An 18,063-nucleotide genomic window follows, 5' to 3' on the forward strand; every position below is an offset into this window, starting at 1 on the left:
TGGATAGCCTGCGCACGTGGGCATCGCGATCGTCACCGACAGCACGGCATACCTGCCTGCGTCGGTGGTCGACGCGCACGGCATCCACGTGGTGCCCCTGCACGTCATCATCGGCGGCACCGAGTTCAGCGAGGGAGTCGACGTGTCGACCGCAGAGGTGGCTGCTGCGCTGCGCTCGTTCAAGCCGGTGTCGACGTCGCGACCTTCGCCGCAGGCCCTGCTCGACGCCTACGAGAAGGCCGCCGCCGACGGCGCCGAGGGCATCGTGTCGGTGCACATCAGCGCCGACATGTCGTCGACGGTGGAGTCCGCCCACCTCGCAGCGCAGCACTCCCCGGTTCCGGTGCGCGTCGTGGACTCGCGGTCGCTCGGCATGGCGATGGGGTATGCCGTCGTGTCGGCCGCTGCCCTCGCCGCCGACGGTGCATCGTTGGAAGACGTTGCAGCCCATGCACTTTCGCGCTGCGAGGCGGCGACGGTCGTGTTCTACGTCGACACCCTCGAGCACCTGAGACGGGGTGGGCGCATCGGGTCGGCGTCGGCGTTCCTCGGGTCGGCGCTGGCGATCAAGCCGATCCTCGGTCTCGTCGACGGGAGCATCCGGCCGCTCGAGAAGGTGCGCACCTCGACGCGTGCCCTGAGCCGGCTCGAGGAGCTCGCGGCGACGGCCGCCTTGGCGCCCCGGGTCGAGCACGGCGTCGACATCGCGGTCCACCACCTCGACTCGCAGGCCCGCGCCGAGGCCCTGGCCGCGCAGCTCGCGCAGCGGGTGCCCGAGGCGTCCATCGAGGTCGTCGAGCTGGGTGCCGTGGTGGGTGCCCACGTCGGCCCCGGGACGATCGCGGTGGCGGTCGTACCCCGGTCGGGGCCATGACCGGCGGGGCGGGGTCCCGATGACGGCGGGGCAGGCGCTCGTGTCGCAGGTGCTGGTGTCCCGGACGCTGGCGTCGCTGGTGACCGTCGACCACGAGTCGTTCTGGGAGCTGGCCAAGGTGCCCCTGGCGTCGGCCGCGGCGTTCCTCATCGGGGCGGTGAACCCGGCGACCATCCTGGCCACGATCCTCGGCAAGGACCTGCGCAAGGCCGGGTCGGGCAACCCCGGCGCGACGAACGCCGGCCGGGTCCTGGGGGCCCGCTGGGGCGTGGTCGTCGGCGTCCTCGACGTGCTCAAGGGCCTCCTGCCGGTCATCGTGGCGCAGCACCTCCTCGGGACGGTGACAGCGCTGTGCGTCGGGCTCGCGGTCGTGCTCGGGCACATCTGGTCGCCGTTCCTCAAGGGTCAGGGCGGCAAGGGCGTGGCGACCTCGCTGGGCGCGATCCTCGCGGTCGAGCCGTGGTTCGGGCTGGGGATGGTGGTGGTCTTCGCGCTGCTCGTCTGGCGGCTGCGGTGGGTGGCGGGGGCATCGGTCTCTGCCTGCCTGCTGCTGTTGGGGCTGGGGCTGCTGACGTGGTTGCGGTGGGTGCCGTTCGGGACGCGTGACACCGGGGCGTGGTGCGTCGTCCTCGCCCTCGTGGTCATCTACCGGCACCGCCGCAACATCGAGCTCTGGATCTCGGCGCGGCGAGACGCGTCGTCCACAGGCTGACCCCGAAGCGGGCGTTGTCCACAGGGGGTGCGGCCGGGGCGCGCGCTGCGCGGGGGCCTTCCTACCGTGCCGGTATGCCGTTGCGCCGACCACCGTCCGAACCGTCCCCTCGCCTGCGTGCCCTGCTCGAAGGCACCGGTGCGGGCACGGGACCGGGGGGTGCCACCGGCGTGAGCCCGTGGCTGCCTGAGCGCGAGTGGATCGAGGTGAGTCCCCAGCAGCAGGCGAGCCGCGGGAGCACGCGGCGGACGCGGGGGTCCGACGGCAGGCGGGGGCCCGAGGGCAGGCGGGTGACCGAGGGCAGGCGGGCGACTGAGAGCAGGCGGGCGACTGAGAGCAGGCGGGCAACCGAGGGCGGGCGGGGGACCGAGGGCGGGCGGCACCGTCGGCCACAGCCACCGGGTCCTGCGTTCGTGCGGCTGCCGACTGCGCTGAGGGGTGCCCGGGTGCAGGGTCCCCGAGCGGCGGTGTTCGGGCTCGCGCTCGTCGTCCTGGTCGCGGCGCTCGGCTTCGGGGTGCGGGTCGCCTGGGCGAGGTCGGCGAGCAGCCCACAGGTCGTGGCTCCGGGGCCGGCCGGGCCGTCCGGGTCAGCCCTCGCGACCCGGGGGCCTGCGCACGCCGCCCTGGCCTCGTCGCCGACGGCCTCGGGTGGGGGCGGTCCGCCGGCCCAGGTCACCGTGCACGTGGTGGGCGAGGTTCGTGCCGCGGGCGTGCTGACGCTGCCCCAGGGCTCGCGGGTTGCCGATGCCGTGGCCAAGGCCGGTGGCGCGCGGCCGAGCGCCGACCTCGGCACGGTCAACCTGGCGCGGCTGCTCGTCGACGGCGAGCAGGTGCGGATCCCCAAGCCGGGCGAGGTGCTGCCACCCCAAGGGGTGGTGTCCGGCGGGGCTGGTGGCGCGGCGGGCGGCGACGGTGGGGCGACCGGCTCGGCTGGCAGTGCTGGTGGCGGCGGCGGTGCTGCTGGCGGTGCTGCCGCAGCCGGGGGACTGGTCAACCTCAACACCGCCACGGCGTCGGAGTTCGAGACGCTCCCCGGCGTGGGACCCGTGCTGGCGAGCCGGATCGTGGACTGGCGCACTGAGCACGGCAGGTTCGCCACCGTCGACGAGCTCGCCGAGGTGAGTGGCATCGGCGAGAAGATCTTCGCCCAGCTCCAGTCGAAGGTCACCGTGTGAGGGCGCGCGTCCTCGACCTGCGGCTGTTGCTCCCCGCCCTGGCGGCGTGGAGCGTCGGTGCGGTCGCGCTGTCGCAACCGGCATCGACAGTCCTGGTCGGTGCGGGGGTGTCCGCCCTGGGGGCTGCGCTCCTGGTGTGGCGTGGACCAGCCCGCTGGGGGCAGCTGCCACAGCTGGGTCTCGGCGCCGTCGCCCTGGTCCTGGTCGCGACGGCGAGCCATGCGGCGGTCCGCGAGTCGGGGCCGGTGCCCGGCCTGGCTGCCGAGCACGCCGTCGTCACCCTCGAGGGCGTGGTCGCCACGGACCCGATGGTGTTGCGCAGCAGGGGAGCGCAGCAACCCCTGGTGCGCCTCACGCTCCACGTGGACTCCGTGACCGGACGGGGAACGAGGACGACCGTGGCCACGCCCGTGCTCGTCTCGGGCGGTGCTGACTGGCAGTCGGTCCGTTGGCGGGAGCGCGTGCGCGTCACCGGCAAGCTGACCGCGGCCGAGCCCGGCGACGACGTGGTCGCCGACCTGCGAGCGCGGGGCGCACCGCAGCGGCTGGCCGCCCCCGGCCTCGTCGCGCGGGGTGCCGAACACCTGCGCGCCGGGCTGCGCCGCGCCGCAACTCCACTGCCGGATGACGCGCGGGGACTGCTGCCGGCCCTTGTCATCGGCGACACGAGTCGGACCCCGCAGGACCTCACCGACGCCATGCTCGCGACGGGCATGACCCACCTGTCGGCTGTCAGCGGCAGCAACGTCGCCGTCATCCTGGCCTTCGCGCTGGGCGGCTGCGCCGTGTTCGGGGTGCCACGCCGCTGGCGACCGGCTGTCGCCGCGATCGTGCTCGCGGGCTTCGTCGTGCTGGCTCGCCCCGAGCCGAGCGTCATCCGTGCGGCCACGATGGGCGCCATCGGCCTCGTCGGCCTCAGTCGTTCCCGGCGGGGCGCGGGAGTCCCGGTCCTCGCGGGTGCTGTGCTCGTCCTGCTGTGCGTCGACCCGTGGCTGAGCCGGTCGTACGGCTTCGCGCTGTCCACGCTGGCGACGTTGGGCCTGCTGCTGTTCGTGCGGTCATGGGGCGACGCCATCGGCAGCGTCCTGCCTGCTCGCGTCCGGTCGTGGGGGCAGGCGATCGCCATCCCCGTCGCTGCACAGGCCATGTGTGCGCCTGTCGTGGTGCTGCTGCAGGGGTCGGTGTCGGTGGTGGGCGTCCTGGCCAACCTGCTGGCCGCCCCGCTGGTCGCACCCGCGACGATCGCCGGGGCCGCAGCCGCCGCGGTGGCTCCGATCTGGCCCTTCGCCGCGACGGTGCTGTGCTGGGTGGGCGCGCTCCCCGCCCTCGGGATCGCCTGGGTCGCCCGCACCTGCGCGACGATTCCCGGTGGCACCCTCCCGTGGCCCGACGGCGCGGTCGGCGCAGTGCTGCTGGCCGTCGTGACCGCCGGCATCCTCGTGACCGGATCGTGGTGGGCCGCCGGGGCCCGCCGACACCCGGTCCGGGCTCTCGGCCTCTGCCTGCTGGTGACCGCGGCGGCGGCACCGACATCATCGGCGACGTGGCCGCCGCAGGGCTGGCGGTTTGTGGCCTGCGACGTCGGGCAGGGCGACGCGCTGGTGCTCGCGACGACCCCCGGCCACGCCGTGCTCGTCGACGCAGGTCCCGACCCGGCCCCGGTCGACCAGTGCCTCACGCGGCTCGGGGTCGACGTGCTCGACTCGGTCCTGCTGACGCACTTCCACGCCGACCACGTCGACGGCCTGGTCGGGGCCGTCAGCGGTCGCGAGGTCAGGGAGATCCTGGCGTCCCCGGTGCGGGACCCGCCCGAGCAGTGGGCGCAGGTGCAACGCCTGGCCGGCGCACGCGGCATACCGATCCGCGATGTGGCGGCGGGCGACCACCTGCGCTGGCAGGGGGTCTCGGCCGACGTGTGGTGGCCGGCCCGGCGCATCGCGGCGGGCTCGGTGCCCAACAACGCCAGCGTGGTGCTGGCCGTTCGCTCGGGAGACCTCGACCTGTTGCTCTGGGGCGACGTCGAACGCGAGGCGGGGCATGCCGTCCTGCTCCAGCTGCGCCGCGACCCCGACATGGCCGCGCGCTCCTTCGACGTCGTCAAGGCACCCCACCACGGTTCGGCCAACCTCGACGAGGACGTCATGGCGCAGACGCCGGCGCCGGTGGCGGTGGTCAGCGTGGGGCAGGACAACGACTACGGGCACCCGTCCGACAAGGCGCTGGCCGTGCTCCGTCGGGGTGGCTCGGCGGTGTTCCGCACCGACCAGCGCGGAGACATCGCGGTGCTCTCGGTCGACGGCCAGCCGGCCGTCACCTGGCGACGGCGGTGACCTGACGTGGGGCTAGGTGCTCGCGAGGACGCGGGGCGGCATGGTCGCCGCCTCCGACAGGGCCTGCATCGTGGCCTGCACGGCAGGCACCCGCTGCAGGTCGGCCGTCGTGACGACACTGATGGTGCGTCGCGAGGCCGGCTCGATCGGCACCGTGACGACGTCGTGGTGGTGGGCCGTGCGCAGGATGAGGTCGGGGATGAGCGCGACCCCCAGGCCCTCGGCGACCAGGCCGAGCACCGCGACGTAGTCCTCGGTCTCGAACCCGACGTGCGGCGAGAAGCCGGCGGCCGAGCACATCTGCAGCAGGTGTCCGCGGCAGCGCGGGCAGCCCGCGATCCAGTTCTCGCCCGCGAGCGCCGAGAGCTCGACGACGTCGCAGTCGGCCAGCGGGTGGCTGCGGGGCAGAGCGAGCTTCACGTCGTCGTCGAGCAGCTTCTCCGTGATGAACAGGTCCATGTCCTCCTCGCCACGGCCGAGGTCGGTGCCCTCGTAGGCGAAGGCGACGGCCAGGTCGCACTCACCGGCCCGCAGCGCGGCGAGCGACTCGGGCGGCTCCGCCTCGGTGAAGGTCACCTGCACGTCGGGGAAGCGCTGCTTGACCAGCGCGAGGGCCCGCGGCACGAGGGTGGCCGAGCTGGAGGGAAAGGCCATGAGGCGCACCCGGCCGGCCCGTAGACCGGCGATCGCGGCGACCTCCTCCTCGGCGGCGTCGAGGGCGGCGAGCACCGTGACAGCATGCCGGGCGAGCACCTGTCCGGCCTCGGTGAGCCGGACGTTGCGGCCCACCCGCTCGACCAGCACGGTGCCGGTGCGCTGCTCGAGGCGGCGAACCATCTGCGAGATGGCGGGCTGGGAGTACCCGAGCGCGAGGGCAGCCCCGGTGAAGCTTCCCTCGTCGGCGATGGCCTTCATGACCCGCAGGCCGGCAGCGTCGATCATGGCGCAGAGCATAACCGATGGTTATCCAAGTGAACACATTGTGACGCGCACGTGATGGGTCGGACGGTGCGCGGATGTCCCACACGTCTGCTTTCATCGGGGCACGATGAAGCCCGAACCCACCGCCACGACCCAGGCCCGCGATGCCGATGCCCAGGCCGACGCCGCCGACCCCGGTGCCCGGCCGAGGCACCGCGAGGGCACGGCCCTGTGCCTGTCCGGTGGGGGCTACCGCGCGGCGCTGTTCCACCTCGGCGCCGTACGACGGCTCAGCGAGCTGGGCGTACTCGCGGGGCTCACCACGGTCAGCGGCGTCTCCGGTGGGTCGATCGTCGCCAACCTCCTGGCCGACCCGCGGCTCGAGTTCCCCGCGGGCGGCGTCGTCGGCGGTTTCGACGAGCTCGTCGCCGAGCCCCTGCGCCGGCTCGCCTCCCGCAACATCCGCACCCCAGCCCTGCTGTCCAAGCTCCGACCGTGGCGCTGGGCCGCGCCCGACGCAGCCATCCGGGCGCTCGCCGACGAGCTCGTCGAGAGCGTGCCCTGGTGGTCGACCCCGTTGCGCGACAACGGCGTTGCCGGACCGGCCATCATCACCGGGGCCACCGAGATCGGCTACGGCGTCAACTGGGTCTTCGAGGACCCCACCGCCCACCGTCCCCATGGACGGGTGGGGGACTACCGCCTGGGGTATGCCGCGCCGCTGGCCGACGTGCGGATCGCCGACGTCGTGGCGGCCTCCTGTGCCTTCCCGCCGTTCTTCGCGCCCATGGTGTTCGACGGCGCGGCGATGCGGCTCACCGGCGGCAGCAAGGGACTCGAGTCGCCCGAGGCGCGACAGGCGATCCTGCGACACATCCGGCTCACCGACGGCGGCATCTACGACAACCTGGGCCTCGAACCGGTCTGGAAGTCCCACCGCACCGTGCTCGTCAGCGACGGCGGCGCGGTGTTCCGGGCGCGCACGGAGCGGACGGTGGTCGGCCGGATGCTGCGGATCCTGGGCATCGCCACCACCGGCGGCCAGTCCGTGCGGAGCCGCTGGTTGCACGCCTCGTTCGCGAGGGACGTCGTCGCAGGCACGTCGTGGGCGCTCGATGCCGTGGTCGAGGGGTGCTACCCGCGCGAGACCACCGAGCTGATCAACGCGGTGCGCACGGACCTCGACGCGTTCTCGACCCACGAGCAGCAGGTCCTCGAACGCCACGGCTACCTCGTCGCCGACCACCACGTCCGCGACCACGTCCCGCACCTCGTCACCCGTGACGCCCCGCCCGCCCCGCCTCACCCGGCTGTCGCCGACCCCGCCGTGGCCGACGCTGCCCTGCGGGACTCCGCGCGCCGCCGCCTCCTCGGCCGCATGAGCCCCTGAGCCGCGCCGCACGTACCCTGTTGAGGTGTCCCAGCCCGTCACCAGCGCCGCGCCCGTCACCACGGCGGCTCTCGACGTCGCTGTGGCGCCCCGAGCCGCCGCCTCGCTCGAGGCGGTGGCCGAGCTGGTCTCCGCGGGCAACGTCCTGGCCCTGACCGGCGCCGGCATCTCGACCGAGTCGGGCATCCCCGACTACCGGGGGCCGGACGGCGAGCGCCGGGTGACGCCCATGCAGCTGTCCGAGTTCACCGGGTCCTCCCAGGCGCGCCAGCGTTACTGGGCGCGGAGCTACGTCGGTTGGCAGCGCTTCAACCGGGCCAGGCCCAACGCCGGGCACGAGGCCGTCGCCGCGCTCCAGCAGGCCGGGTTCGTCGGCCCGGTCATCACCCAGAACGTCGACGGCCTCCACCAGGCCGCAGGGGCCACCGACGTCACCGAGCTGCACGGCTCGCTCGCCAAGGTCGTGTGCCTCACCTGCGGGGACCGCACCTCGCGCTGGGACCTCGACGAGCGGATGCGCGTGGCCAACCCCTCCTTCGAGGTCACCAGCGACGAGATCCGTCCCGACGGCGACATCGTCCTGAACGAGCTCGACGTGTCGACGTTCCAGACCCCGCTGTGCCTCGTCTGCGGGCGCGACACCCTCAAGCCCGAGGTCGTGTTCTTCGGTGAGTCGGTCCCGAAACCGTTGGTGGAGAGCTGTTTCCAGCTCACCGAGGCGGCCAGCGCGATCCTCGTCCTCGGCTCCAGCCTCAAGGTCATGAGCGGCTACCGGTTCGTCCGCAGGGCGGCCGCACACGGCATACCGGTCGCGATCATCACGCGCGGCCCCACCCGCGGTGACGCGCAGGCCACCCTCCAGCTCGACGCGCCGCTCGGGCCCACTCTCACCGCACTCGTCCAACGCCTCGCCGCCTGACGGCAGAGGCGGGTCAGCCGGTGGGGCGGCGCGCGACGAGCACGGTGTCGATGGCGTCGCCACCGTCGGTGGGGCGGACGATCTCCTCGCAGCGCTCGACCTCGAGGCCGACCGCCGCGGCCCGCAACCCCTCGACCGTCTGCAGCAGCGACGGGTCGGACGGGCCGCCGACACCCTCGGTGAGGTTGCGCAGCGCGTGACCGACCACGACCAGCGCGCCGCCCGGTGCGAGCCACGTGGTCGTGCGGGTGAGCACGTTCTCGGACAGGTGCAGATAGGCCGCCAGGATGAGGTCGTATGCCGCGTGGCTCGGGGGGTGCCACGAGCGGGCGTCCGCCACGACCCAGTCGACGCGCAGGCCGCGGTTGGTGGCCTCCTTCTCGCCCTTCGCCAGACCGACCGCCGAGAAGTCGACGGCGGTCACCCGCCAGCGCTTCTGGGCCAGCCAGACCGCGTGGCGTCCCTCACCCGCGCCGAGGTCCAGCGCCCGCCCCGGTGGCCAGTCGCCGACGATCCGGGCGACCTCGAGGTTCGGGGTCGCGCTCCACACGCGGTCGGTCGAGGCGTACCGCTCGTCCCACAGCTCCTGGCGGTTCACCGGTCCGGTCGACGTCGAGCCGTGGTCGTGGCCGTGGCGGTCCTGGACCCGGTGCCCGTGCTCGTGGTCGTCGGGGTGCACCGGCCCGGGCTCAGTGGAGTCCGTGGCGCCGGTCGGGTGCGAACCCTCCGTGTCCATCCCCCTAGCATCGCCGATATGACGAGCACCGCCAGTGGGAGCGAGACATGAGCGCTGCGCCGGTCCGCGTGCGCGACGCCGCCCCCGAGGACCTGCCGGCGATGGCCACGATCTACGACGAGCAGGTCCGCACGTCGGTGGCGACGTTCGACACGGAGCCGCGCGGCGCGGCCTACCTCGGCGAGAAGCTCGCCCACGCAGGAGGCGGCGACATCGTCCTCGTGGCCCACGCTGGCGACGAGGTGCTCGGCTACGCCTTCTCGGGGCCGTTCCGTCCCCGGCCCGCCTACGACGGCACCAAGGAGGTGTCGGTCTACGTGGCCGCGACGGCCCGTGGCCGAGGTGTGGCGCGGGTCCTGTACGCCACCCTGCTGGAGCGGCTGGATGGGCTGGCGCACGTGCACACGCAGGTGGCCGTGATCGCCCTGCCCAACGACGCCAGCGAGGCCCTGCACCGGGCGTTCGGGTTCGAGCAGGTCGGCGTGCTGCGCGAGGTGGGTCGCAAGTTCGGCCGATGGGTGGACACCGCCTGGTACCAGAGGATGCCTCCTCCGTCCGGTCAGTCCTGAGGACACCACTGGCGTGTCGCGCTCTTGCGCGGCACTCTCGTGATGACGGCGTGCGGCAGACGACAAGGAGCAGTGATGGGCGCGACCGGACCCGGACCGTTCGACAACGACGACGCACTCGACTTCCTCGACGAGCTCGAGGACGCCGACCCAAGTGAACGCCGAGGACTCGTGGAGTCGGCGATGGGTCAGGTCGTGCGTTCCCAGGACTACATCGAGGCGCCGGTGATGTCCCAGGCGCTGGCCGCGGCGGTCCTCGTCTCGGCCTGCGACGACTTCGAGTCGGTGGCGGGGGAGAACAACGTGCCCGCCTGGGTGGACGACGAGCCCCTCGATGTCGACGACCGCCTCGAGGAGCTGGCGACCGCGCTGCTGCGCCGCGTCCTGGACCCCGACGACAACGAACTCTACGAGCTGTGGGCCGACGCCCGCGACGGCGGCGAGAGGTTCACGTCGCGGGTGACCCATTACCTGGATGCATTGGGGGAGTAGGCGCCCCGGGCGATCCGGCCGACCCGGGCGGTCCGGCCGACTCGGCCGAACCGCCGAGGGGTTGGACAAGATGTGGCTTCAGGTGGAGCGCGGCGTCGACCTCGTCCTGCCGCAGGTGCGCCGTGCACCTGGCGGCGGCCTCCATGAGGTCGGCGAGCAGCTCGATCTCGCTGCCGAGGGCGTGGTCGGTCAGCTCCGGGTCGGGCTGGGTCTCCATGTCGGCACAACGCGCGCCGCGGGCGGCCGTTATGGCCACGCGCGGCGCGGGGCGTGGATGTGACCGTTCGGCTGATCTGCCCTCGTCCGAACGGCCGATGGCCCGTGTCACGCCGACCTGGGGAGCTCAGACGCGGCGCAGGACCGCGGTGACCTTGCCGAGGATGGTCGCATGGTCTCCGTCGATGGGGTCGAAGGCCTCGTTGTGCGGCATCAGCCAGACCTTGCCGTCCTTGCGCTTGAACGTCTTGACGGTGGCCTCGTTGTCGAGCATGGCCGCGACGATGTCGCCGTTGTCTGCGGTCGGCTGCTGGCGGACGACCACCCAGTCCCCGTCGCAGATGGCCGCGTCGACCATGGAGTCACCCACGACGCGCAGCAGGAAGAGCTGGCCCTCGCCGACGATCTGCTTGGGCAGCGGGAAGACCTCCTCGACGGACTCCTCGGCCATGATCGGCACACCCGCAGCGATCCGGCCCAGGACGGGGACGTAGGACGCCTCGGGTCGGGCGTCGCCCGAGCCGGTCTCGTCGAAGGTGGCGCTGTCGTCGTCGGGAGCCGCGCCGCCTCGATAGCCCCGGGTGTCGGCCGGCGCGTCGGGCGACACGACCTCGATCGCGCGCGGCCGGTTGGGGTCGCGGCGCAGGAAGCCCTTGCGCTCGAGCGTCGAGAGCTGGTGGGCGACCGAGCTGGGGGAGGTGAGGCCGACGGCCTCGCCGATCTCGCGCAGGCTGGGCGGGTAGCCCCGGCGGTCGACCGAGTTGCGGATCACCTCGAGCACCCGTCGCTGCCGGACGGTGAGACCGTCGCCGCCGTCGCGGTCGGGCAGCTGCTTGACGTTGTCCTCGCTCATGGTGCTCCTCACTCTCGCGTCGGGTGCGCTGACGTGCGGTCGGACCCCACTGTCAGTGGCCTCTGGTGTGCTGTGAGGCATGAACACAGCCTACGGCGTTCGAACGCCTGTGCCAAACATGTGTTCGACGCGTGTCTTGATTCGTTCGAACATGCGTGCTAGAAATCAGTCACACAGTCTTTCGGACATCCGTTCGATCGGCCGGCAGATGGAGGATCCGATGAGTGCAGCAGTCGCCTGGGACGTCGCCCCCGCACCCCTGCGGGTGCCGGTCCGACCGGCTCGTCCGCGGTTGGTTGCCGTGCCGTGTGGACCGCAGGCGCAGGAGCAGGCGCCGGTTGCGCCCTCCACCTCGCTTCGGCTCACCAGGGCCGGCCGGCTCGCGATCACCGCGACCGTCGCGGCGGTGGTCCTCCTGCTCGCCATCACGATGTTCTCCGGCGGCGCGTCTGCGACCGTCATCGACCACTCCACGACGGTGACGTCCGGTCAGACGCTGTCCGACATCGCGGTGCGCGAGCTCCCGCAGCTCCCTGTCGCCGACGCGGTCGCGCGTCTCCAGGTCGCCAACGACCTCACGAGCTCCAACATCCACGCCGGCCAGACGCTGCTCATCCCCGCCATAGGCTGATCCGTCACCCGAGCAGCTGCTGAGCAGATGACGTCGGCGGACGCGTCGGCCGAATAGACGACTGGGCCGAAGGCCGCGTACGCCTGCGGTACTACGCGTTGTCCCCGATGTGCCCGTGGTTGAGCCCGAGGACTGTGGGTGCATGCACACCACACTTCGCACAGCGGCCACCGTTGCCGCAGCTGCCGGGCTGGCCCTCATCGGGGGAACGCCGGCCCTTGCCGACAGCGGCACCAGGACGTCGTTCACCGTCGACACCCAGTTCGTCGACGGACCCAGCGACATCGTCGCCGCGACCGGCCCGCTGGCGGTATGCACCCAGGTCTCCGACCTGGAGAACTTCGGCGAGCAGAAGTCCCACAACCAGATCGAGTTCTCGGGGGTCAAGGAGCTCACCTGCGGCACCGCCACGGTCACGGTGGGCTACCGCGCCTTTATCACGCTGCCGGCGCTGCAGACCGAGGTCGTTCCCGCCGGTGGCGGCTACAGGACGATCGGCGACTGGTGGGTCATCGCCTCGACCCTCCCCGGGGTCTCCTCCGGTGGCGGGAAGCTCACCGGCGACAACCGGACCTGCACGCTCGACGAGGGCTCTGTCGGCTGCATCACCGACTCGTTCCGCGGCGTCGTCTCCTGAGCGGTCGCGGCATCTGCCCCGTCAGCGGTCGGCGCGGCGCGGCCGTCGCGCCGGGTGGCCCAGCTCGCCACCCCAGAGGTGGGGCGTGCCCTCGTTCTCGACGTACGACAGGTCACGCCCCAGGAAGCGGGCCAGCCGCCCGGCGGCGAGCCCCACGTGCTCACGCCCCTCGGCGTCGACGCCGGGCGCCAGCCGCACCTCGACGTCGACCACGTCCGGGCGGACGGTACGCTTCCACAGCCCGACATTCGCGCGGTCCAGGACGACCCACGCCCAGAACGGATCGGTGTGCTCGGCATAGGGGTGGTCGGGCAGGGACGGGAAGTTCACCTGCGGATAGCTGAGCACGACCTCGTCATAGGTCGGGAACAGGTATGCCGCGGGCGCGGCCGAGCTGGTGCGGCGCACCTGCGCCGGGTCGAACCAGTGCGGGATGCCCTCGACCTCGACCTGCTCGAGGTCGTCACCGATCTCGGCCAGCGCGGCTTTCGTGTCGCTGATGGTGAGGGTGGCCCAGCGGGTGAAGTCCTTGATCGTCGTCGGACCGTGACCGGCGACGTAGCGCCGGACGAGCTCGACCACGGCCTCGTCGCGGGTGCGCGTCGGCGTCGGCGCGATGACCTCGTCGACGAGGGCGTAGGAGTGGTGGACGCCCTTCATCGGCCCGGAGCAGACCAGGCCCTGGAGCTCGGCGACCAGCAGGAGGTGACCCAGCTGCTCGCCCGGCTTGATCGGCGAGCGGCGGTCGACGAAGGCCTCGCCGAGCTCGGGTCGGGTGCGGAACTGCTTGTCCTGCAGCAGGGTGCAGAGCAGGTCGATCCCGTCCGACATGCGTCGCCGCTCGTCGAGCCCCAGCTGTCGGTGCCTGGCCGCCATGCTCGACAGGACCCTGGGGGAGGTCAGCTCGAGGATCCACCGCAGGTCCTCGGGGGCGACGAAGTGCCACGTGGGTCGCAGGATGTGCGTGCGCACGAAGGCGCCGGCGTCGAACTCGCGCTGAACCGCGGCATACGTGTCGCGCTTGGTGCGCAGCGACAGGGAGAAGAACGCGTGGTCGCGCTCCTGGCTCTGGACGCAGGTGAGCAGCCGTACGGCATCGGCTGCCCGCGGCAGGCGAGCCGAGGACAGCCGTTGCGTGCCGAGGCGCTGGGCGAGGACTCGTGCGGTGTCCATGGCGGCATCCTCTCGAAGTCCACCGACAGGTGCGCGACGATGGAGGGATGGAGCAGAGCGTCACGGTCGACATCGCGGCACCACCGGAGCGGGTCTGGGAGGTGCTGACCGATGTGGAGTACTGGTCGGAGTGGACCGAGACGGTGACCTGGGTGCGCCGGCTCGACGAGGGCCCCCTGCGACAGGGGTCGCGGGCCAGGATCCTCCAGCCCAAGATCCCGGAGACCGAGTACGTCGTCACGGAGCTCGAGCCGGGGCGGTCGTTCACCTGGGTCGCCACCGGACCCGGGACGACCACGACGGCTCGGCACGAGGTCGAAGCCTTGGCGGGCGGGGGCAGCCGGGTGCGGCTGGCTGTCGAGCTGAGTGGCTGGCTCGGGTCGGTGATGGGCCGGTTCTACCGCGGGCTGACCGACCGCTACCTGGCGAACGAGGCCGCCGGGCTGAAGGCGCGCAGCGAGGGCGAGCGATGAGTTCCGGCCACTGGTCGGGTCGGTAGGGGTGACGCCAGCAGGGAACAGCCCACCAGGAGGCACCACATGAGCAAGGTCTTCGCCAGCATCACCACCTCGGTCGACGGCTACGTCACCGGACCCGACGACGGCCCCGGCAAGGGACTGGGCGAGGGCGGCGAGCGGCTGCACTACTGGGTGTTCGGCGGCCCGTGGTCGTATGACGCCGAGCCCGAGGGCGAGCCGGGCGCCACGCTCGGTGGGGTCGAGAAGGAGTGGATGGACGCCGCGTTCGGCCGGATGGGGGCGGCCGTTGCCGGGCGCACGATGTACGAGGCAGCCGGGCACTGGGGCGACACCAACCCGTGGGGCGTCCCGTGCTTCATCGTCACGCATCGCCCCGAGGACCAGCCGGAGGGCGACGACTTCGTGTTCGTCGACGGACTCGCGGAGGCGGTCGAACGGGCCCGGGCCGCCGCGGGGGACAAGGACGTCAGCCTCGGTGGCGGGGCCGACGTGATCCGCCAGGCGCTCGAGCTCGGCCTCGTCGACGACCTGTCGATCGTCATCGCGCCACTGGTGCTCGGGGGTGGCAAGCGGCTCTTCGAGGGGTTCACCAAGGACCTCGAGCTCGAGCACCTGGGCGTGCGCCAGTCCCAGTACGCCACGTTCATCGACTACGCCGTCAAGCGCTGAACCCTCCCGATGGGTCGGATGACCCATGCGGCGCCGGGGCAGGGTGGATGGTTCTCCCGACGCGGCGCGGCCCTCCGCGTTCCTAGCGTCGAGGCATGAGCACACACCTCGAAACCATCGTGATCGGAGCCGGCCAAGCTGGGCTCGCCACGGCCTACGAGCTGGGGCAGGCGGGGCGGGACTGCCTCGTCCTCGACGGCGCGAGCCGGGTAGGCGACCACTGGCGGCACCAGTGGGACTCCCTGCGGCTGTACAGCCCCGCGCGCTACGACTCGCTGCCCGGGCTGCCGTTCCCCGGCGACCCGTGGCACTTCCCGGGCAAGGACGAGGTGGCCGACTACCTCGAGACCTATGCGCGCCAGCACGCGCTGCCCGTCCGCCTCGACACCCGGGTCAGCCGGCTGTCGGTGGCTCCAAGCGGCGAGTACCTCGTCGAGACCCAGGCCGGCGACTACCTGGCCGACAACGTCGTGGTCGCGACGGGGACGTTCGGGCGGACGCCGAACGTGCCCGGCTTCGCCGCCGACCTCGACCCCGGCATCCACCAGCTGCACTCCAGCTCCTACCGGCGCCCGTCGCAGCTCCCTGACGGCCCCGTCCTCGTCGTGGGGGCGTCGCACTCCGGCTTCGACGTGGCGTACGAGGTCGCCCTCGACCACCCCACGATCCTCGCCGGGCGCGGCCACGGGCAGATCCCGGTCCCGCACGGGTCGCGCCGGTTCAACCTCATGCTTCCCGCGATCTGGTTCGTCTGGGGCCATGTCCTGAACCGGCGGAACCCGGTGGGGCGCAAGGAGATGGAGGAGATCCGCTTCCACGGTGGACCGGCTCTGCGGGTGCGCAGCGAGGACCTCTCGAGTCGCGGTGTGGAGCGCGTCGAGGACCGGGTCACGGGTGTCGACGGGGGCCGGCCAGTGCTCGGTGGCGACCGGGTGGTCGACGTCGCGACGGTGGTGTGGGCCACTGGCTTCCGCCAGGAGTTCGGCTGGATCGACGTGCCGGGCGTGGTCGGAGACGACGGGTGGCCCCGCGAGGAGCGGGGCGTGGTGGCCGACGCGTCGGGCCTGTACTTCTGCGGCCTGTCGATGCAGAGCTCGTTCCGCTCGATGCTCATCGGCGGGGTCGGGGCCGATGCGGCCCACGTGGCCCGCCAGATCGCGGCACGGTCGTCCCGGGCGGTCCGGGACTCGCGCGCCGCGGCCTGAGTGGGGGTGTCTGCGATGACCACCACCCGCACCTCGACCTCGGCCCTGACCCGGACCGGCGGCGACGACCCCACCCTGCGCTGGCTGGCGCGGGCCGGCATCGTCGGTCCGGTCCTGTTTACGGCCACCTTCCTGGCCCAGCAGTGGGCGCGACGTGACACCTACGACTGGGTCGCCGAGCCGGTGAGCAACCTCGAGGCGGGCCCGCACGGTTGGGTCCAGCAGGCGAACTTCGTGGTCTTCGGCGTGCTGATGGCCGCCTTCGCCGTGGGGATGGCGCGGGCGATGGCGCCCGGCAGGGCGTCGGGTGTGGCGCCGGGTAGGGCGCCGGGTACGGCGCAGGGTGTGGCGGGGGGCAGGCCAGGTGGGGTCGGCGGGTGGCTGCCCCGGGTCGGTCCGGCCCTCCTGGGCCTGTCCAGTGCCGGGTTGTTCCTCGCCGCGGTATTCCCCTTGGAGCAGGACGGGCACGGGGTGGTGTACGACCCGGGTCTGCACTTCGTGGCAGGGGTGACCTTCTTCCTCAGCTCCGGGCTGGCCCTGCTGGCCCTGTCGCGCGGCCTGGCCGGCGACGCCCGGTTCGGCCGGCTACCGCGCTACGCGCTGGTCGCGGGCCTGCTGGCCTTCGCGGGCTTCGTGGTGATGGGCGCGTTCGTGATCCCCGACGGTGCGCCCCTGCACCCGTATGCCGGCGTGGCCCAGCGTGTGGTCATCGTCACCGTCACGTTCCCGTGCCTGGTCGTGCTCGCCGCCCGGCTGCACCGAGTCGCCGCCTCGGATCACTGACAGGCGGGATGGATGCGACAACGGGTCGGGTCGGTGCCGGACGCCCTCGGGAGCCGAAGGGCTGACCCGCGGACGACGGGTCGCGCGTATCCTCCGAGTGGAGGTACCCGCGATGGGCGTCGTGGACGAGCTGCTCAGGGCCCGCGAGACGTACGAGCGTGGCGACTGGGTCGCCGCGTTCCAGACGTGGTCCGAGGTCGAACCGGGGTCCCTCGACGCCGCCGACCAGACCCGGCTGGCCTACACGGCATACTTGCTCGGTCGTCGCGAGGAGTGCCTCGCCGCGCTGCAACGGGCCTTCAAGGCCGAGGTCGACGCGGGTGAGGCAGCGTCGGCCGCCCACTGCGCGATCTGGCTCGCGATGGTGCACTCGCGGTCCGGCGAGCTGTCGGTGGGTGGCGGTTGGGCGGCGCGAGCGCAGGGACTGCTCGCCGAGGCGGGCGACGTCGTCGAGCGCGGCTACCTCACGTTCCTGCAGATGCACCGTCACATCGGCCAGCACGAGTGGGCCGACGCCTTCGCCTGCGCCGTCGAGGCGACCGCGACGGGCAAGCGGTTCGGCGACGCCGACCTCACGGCACTCGGGCTCGCTGCGCAGGGCAGGCTGACGCTCTACACCGGATCGGTCCCCGCAGGGCTGGCGTTGTTCGACGAGGCGATGACGTCGGTCGCCTCGGGGGAGGTGTCACCGGTCTGGGCGGGCGACATCTACTGCCTCATGATCGAGGGCTGCCAGGAGGTCTCGGACTTCGGTCGGGCCGCCGAGTGGACCGAGGCGCTCACGCAGTGGTGCGACCGTCAGCCTGGGCTCGTGCTCTACACCGGTCAGTGCGCCGTCCACCGTGGCCAGATCATGGCGCTGCGCGGTGCGTGGGCCGAGGCGCTCGAGGAGTTCGGGCTGGCCGTCGACCGGTACGTCGTCGCCGACGCCACGCAGGCGTGCGGCCTGGCCCTCGCCGAGCAGGGAGACCTGTTCCGGCTGCGCGGAGAGTATGCCGCCGCTGACGCCGCCTATGCGCAGGCCGGCACCTACGGCCACGAGGCCCAGCCGGGGATGGCCTTGCTGTGGCTCGCGCAGGGTCGCACCGAGGCCGCCCATGCCGCCGTGAGCCGGATGCTCGCCGAGCAGCAGAGCGCGGTGAGTCGCTCGCGGCTGCTGCCAGCGGCCGTGCAGGTGCTGCTCGCGGCGGGCGACATCGACGGTGCGCAGGAGTGTGCCGGCGAGCTGGGCACGGTCGCGCTGGCCTTCGGCTGTGCGGCCGTCACCGCGGAGGCGCACGACGCAGCCGGGGCGGTGCG

Annotated in this window: 20 protein-coding genes; 16 read left to right on the forward strand and 4 right to left on the reverse strand. The window is 72.7% G+C overall.

Annotation, left to right across the window (positions count from 1 at the left end; all coding sequences use genetic code 11):
• The first annotated feature begins 16 nt into the window (after positions 1–16).
• The 4 genes from AC1DV7_RS13025 (at position 17) to AC1DV7_RS13040 (ending at position 5,091) form a co-directional block, all read left to right on the forward strand.
• Positions 17–874 (forward strand): DegV family protein, encoded by an 858-nt coding sequence (locus AC1DV7_RS13025; protein WP_477597558.1) that lies wholly within the window; start codon positions 17–19, stop codon positions 872–874.
• Between the two features lie 19 nt (positions 875–893).
• Positions 894–1,586 (forward strand): glycerol-3-phosphate 1-O-acyltransferase PlsY, encoded by a 693-nt coding sequence (gene plsY, locus AC1DV7_RS13030; RefSeq protein ID WP_477597559.1) that lies wholly within the window; start codon positions 894–896, stop codon positions 1,584–1,586.
• A gap of 446 nt (positions 1,587–2,032) precedes the next feature.
• Positions 2,033–2,761: a ComEA family DNA-binding protein gene (locus tag AC1DV7_RS13035; RefSeq protein WP_477597560.1), complete on the forward strand. Its 729-nt coding sequence runs from the start codon at positions 2,033–2,035 to the stop codon at positions 2,759–2,761.
• Positions 2,758–5,091, forward strand: coding sequence for a ComEC/Rec2 family competence protein (locus AC1DV7_RS13040; RefSeq protein ID WP_477597561.1), 2,334 nt, complete (start codon positions 2,758–2,760; stop codon positions 5,089–5,091). The genes AC1DV7_RS13035 and AC1DV7_RS13040 overlap by 4 nt, the downstream gene beginning before the upstream one ends.
• A gap of 12 nt (positions 5,092–5,103) precedes the next feature.
• Here AC1DV7_RS13040 and AC1DV7_RS13045 read toward each other — a convergent pair whose 3' ends face one another.
• Positions 5,104–6,033: a LysR family transcriptional regulator gene (locus AC1DV7_RS13045; RefSeq protein WP_477597562.1), complete on the reverse strand. Its 930-nt coding sequence runs from the start codon at positions 6,031–6,033 to the stop codon at positions 5,104–5,106.
• 106 nt (positions 6,034–6,139) lie between these two features.
• Here AC1DV7_RS13045 and AC1DV7_RS13050 point away from each other — a divergent pair, with 106 nt between their 5' ends.
• Both AC1DV7_RS13050 and AC1DV7_RS13055 read left to right on the forward strand, forming a co-directional pair.
• Positions 6,140–7,402: a patatin-like phospholipase family protein gene (locus AC1DV7_RS13050; protein WP_477597563.1), complete on the forward strand. Its 1,263-nt coding sequence runs from the start codon at positions 6,140–6,142 to the stop codon at positions 7,400–7,402.
• Between the two features lie 25 nt (positions 7,403–7,427).
• The gene (locus AC1DV7_RS13055) at positions 7,428–8,321 is read left to right on the forward strand and encodes an NAD-dependent protein deacetylase (protein ID WP_477597564.1); all 894 of its coding nucleotides are present in this window, start codon (positions 7,428–7,430) and stop codon (positions 8,319–8,321) included.
• A gap of 13 nt (positions 8,322–8,334) precedes the next feature.
• Here the strand turns inward: AC1DV7_RS13055 and AC1DV7_RS13060 are convergent, their stop codons facing one another.
• Positions 8,335–9,057 (reverse strand): class I SAM-dependent methyltransferase, encoded by a 723-nt coding sequence (locus AC1DV7_RS13060; RefSeq protein ID WP_477597565.1) that lies wholly within the window; start codon positions 9,055–9,057, stop codon positions 8,335–8,337.
• Between the two features lie 47 nt (positions 9,058–9,104).
• Between AC1DV7_RS13060 and AC1DV7_RS13065 the strand changes: the two genes are divergently transcribed.
• From AC1DV7_RS13065 to AC1DV7_RS13075, 3 genes are all read left to right on the forward strand, one after another.
• Positions 9,105–9,626 (forward strand): N-acetyltransferase family protein, encoded by a 522-nt coding sequence (locus AC1DV7_RS13065; protein ID WP_477597566.1) that lies wholly within the window; start codon positions 9,105–9,107, stop codon positions 9,624–9,626.
• Between the two features lie 75 nt (positions 9,627–9,701).
• Entirely contained in the window at positions 9,702–10,118 is a 417-nt protein-coding gene (locus AC1DV7_RS13070) for a DUF4259 domain-containing protein (protein ID WP_477597567.1), read from the forward strand.
• 70 nt (positions 10,119–10,188) lie between these two features.
• Positions 10,189–10,398, forward strand: coding sequence for a hypothetical protein (locus tag AC1DV7_RS13075; protein ID WP_477597568.1), 210 nt, complete (start codon positions 10,189–10,191; stop codon positions 10,396–10,398).
• 63 nt (positions 10,399–10,461) lie between these two features.
• Here the strand turns inward: AC1DV7_RS13075 and lexA are convergent, their stop codons facing one another.
• On the reverse strand, positions 10,462–11,187 hold the full coding sequence (lexA, locus tag AC1DV7_RS13080; protein WP_477597569.1) for a transcriptional repressor LexA: 726 nt from the start codon (positions 11,185–11,187) through the stop codon (positions 10,462–10,464).
• A 220-nt stretch (positions 11,188–11,407) separates the two neighbouring features.
• Here lexA and AC1DV7_RS13085 point away from each other — a divergent pair, with 220 nt between their 5' ends.
• Both AC1DV7_RS13085 and AC1DV7_RS13090 read left to right on the forward strand, forming a co-directional pair.
• Positions 11,408–11,818, forward strand: a complete 411-nt coding sequence (locus AC1DV7_RS13085) for a LysM peptidoglycan-binding domain-containing protein (protein WP_477597570.1) — start codon at positions 11,408–11,410, stop codon at positions 11,816–11,818.
• Between the two features lie 142 nt (positions 11,819–11,960).
• Complete coding sequence (locus tag AC1DV7_RS13090) at positions 11,961–12,455, forward strand: hypothetical protein (protein WP_477597571.1); 495 nt, start codon at positions 11,961–11,963, stop codon at positions 12,453–12,455.
• Between the two features lie 21 nt (positions 12,456–12,476).
• Here AC1DV7_RS13090 and AC1DV7_RS13095 read toward each other — a convergent pair whose 3' ends face one another.
• A complete protein-coding gene (locus AC1DV7_RS13095; protein WP_477597572.1) occupies positions 12,477–13,628 on the reverse strand; it encodes a winged helix DNA-binding domain-containing protein in 1,152 nt (383 codons plus the stop codon).
• A gap of 47 nt (positions 13,629–13,675) precedes the next feature.
• Between AC1DV7_RS13095 and AC1DV7_RS13100 the strand changes: the two genes are divergently transcribed.
• The 5 genes from AC1DV7_RS13100 to AC1DV7_RS13120 form a co-directional block, all read left to right on the forward strand.
• A complete protein-coding gene (locus AC1DV7_RS13100) occupies positions 13,676–14,101 on the forward strand; it encodes an SRPBCC family protein (protein ID WP_477597573.1) in 426 nt (141 codons plus the stop codon).
• Positions 14,102–14,167: 66 nt separating this feature from the next.
• Positions 14,168–14,776 (forward strand): dihydrofolate reductase family protein, encoded by a 609-nt coding sequence (locus AC1DV7_RS13105; RefSeq protein WP_477597574.1) that lies wholly within the window; start codon positions 14,168–14,170, stop codon positions 14,774–14,776.
• Between the two features lie 95 nt (positions 14,777–14,871).
• Positions 14,872–15,981, forward strand: coding sequence for a flavin-containing monooxygenase (locus tag AC1DV7_RS13110; protein ID WP_477597575.1), 1,110 nt, complete (start codon positions 14,872–14,874; stop codon positions 15,979–15,981).
• 15 nt (positions 15,982–15,996) lie between these two features.
• A complete protein-coding gene (locus tag AC1DV7_RS13115) occupies positions 15,997–16,764 on the forward strand; it encodes a DUF998 domain-containing protein (protein WP_477597576.1) in 768 nt (255 codons plus the stop codon).
• Between the two features lie 112 nt (positions 16,765–16,876).
• Positions 16,877–18,063, forward strand: a 1,187-nt coding sequence (locus AC1DV7_RS13120) for a hypothetical protein (protein ID WP_477597577.1), incomplete at its 3' end; no start/stop codon positions are given.

The organism is Pedococcus sp. P2_E4 (assembly GCF_056403935.1).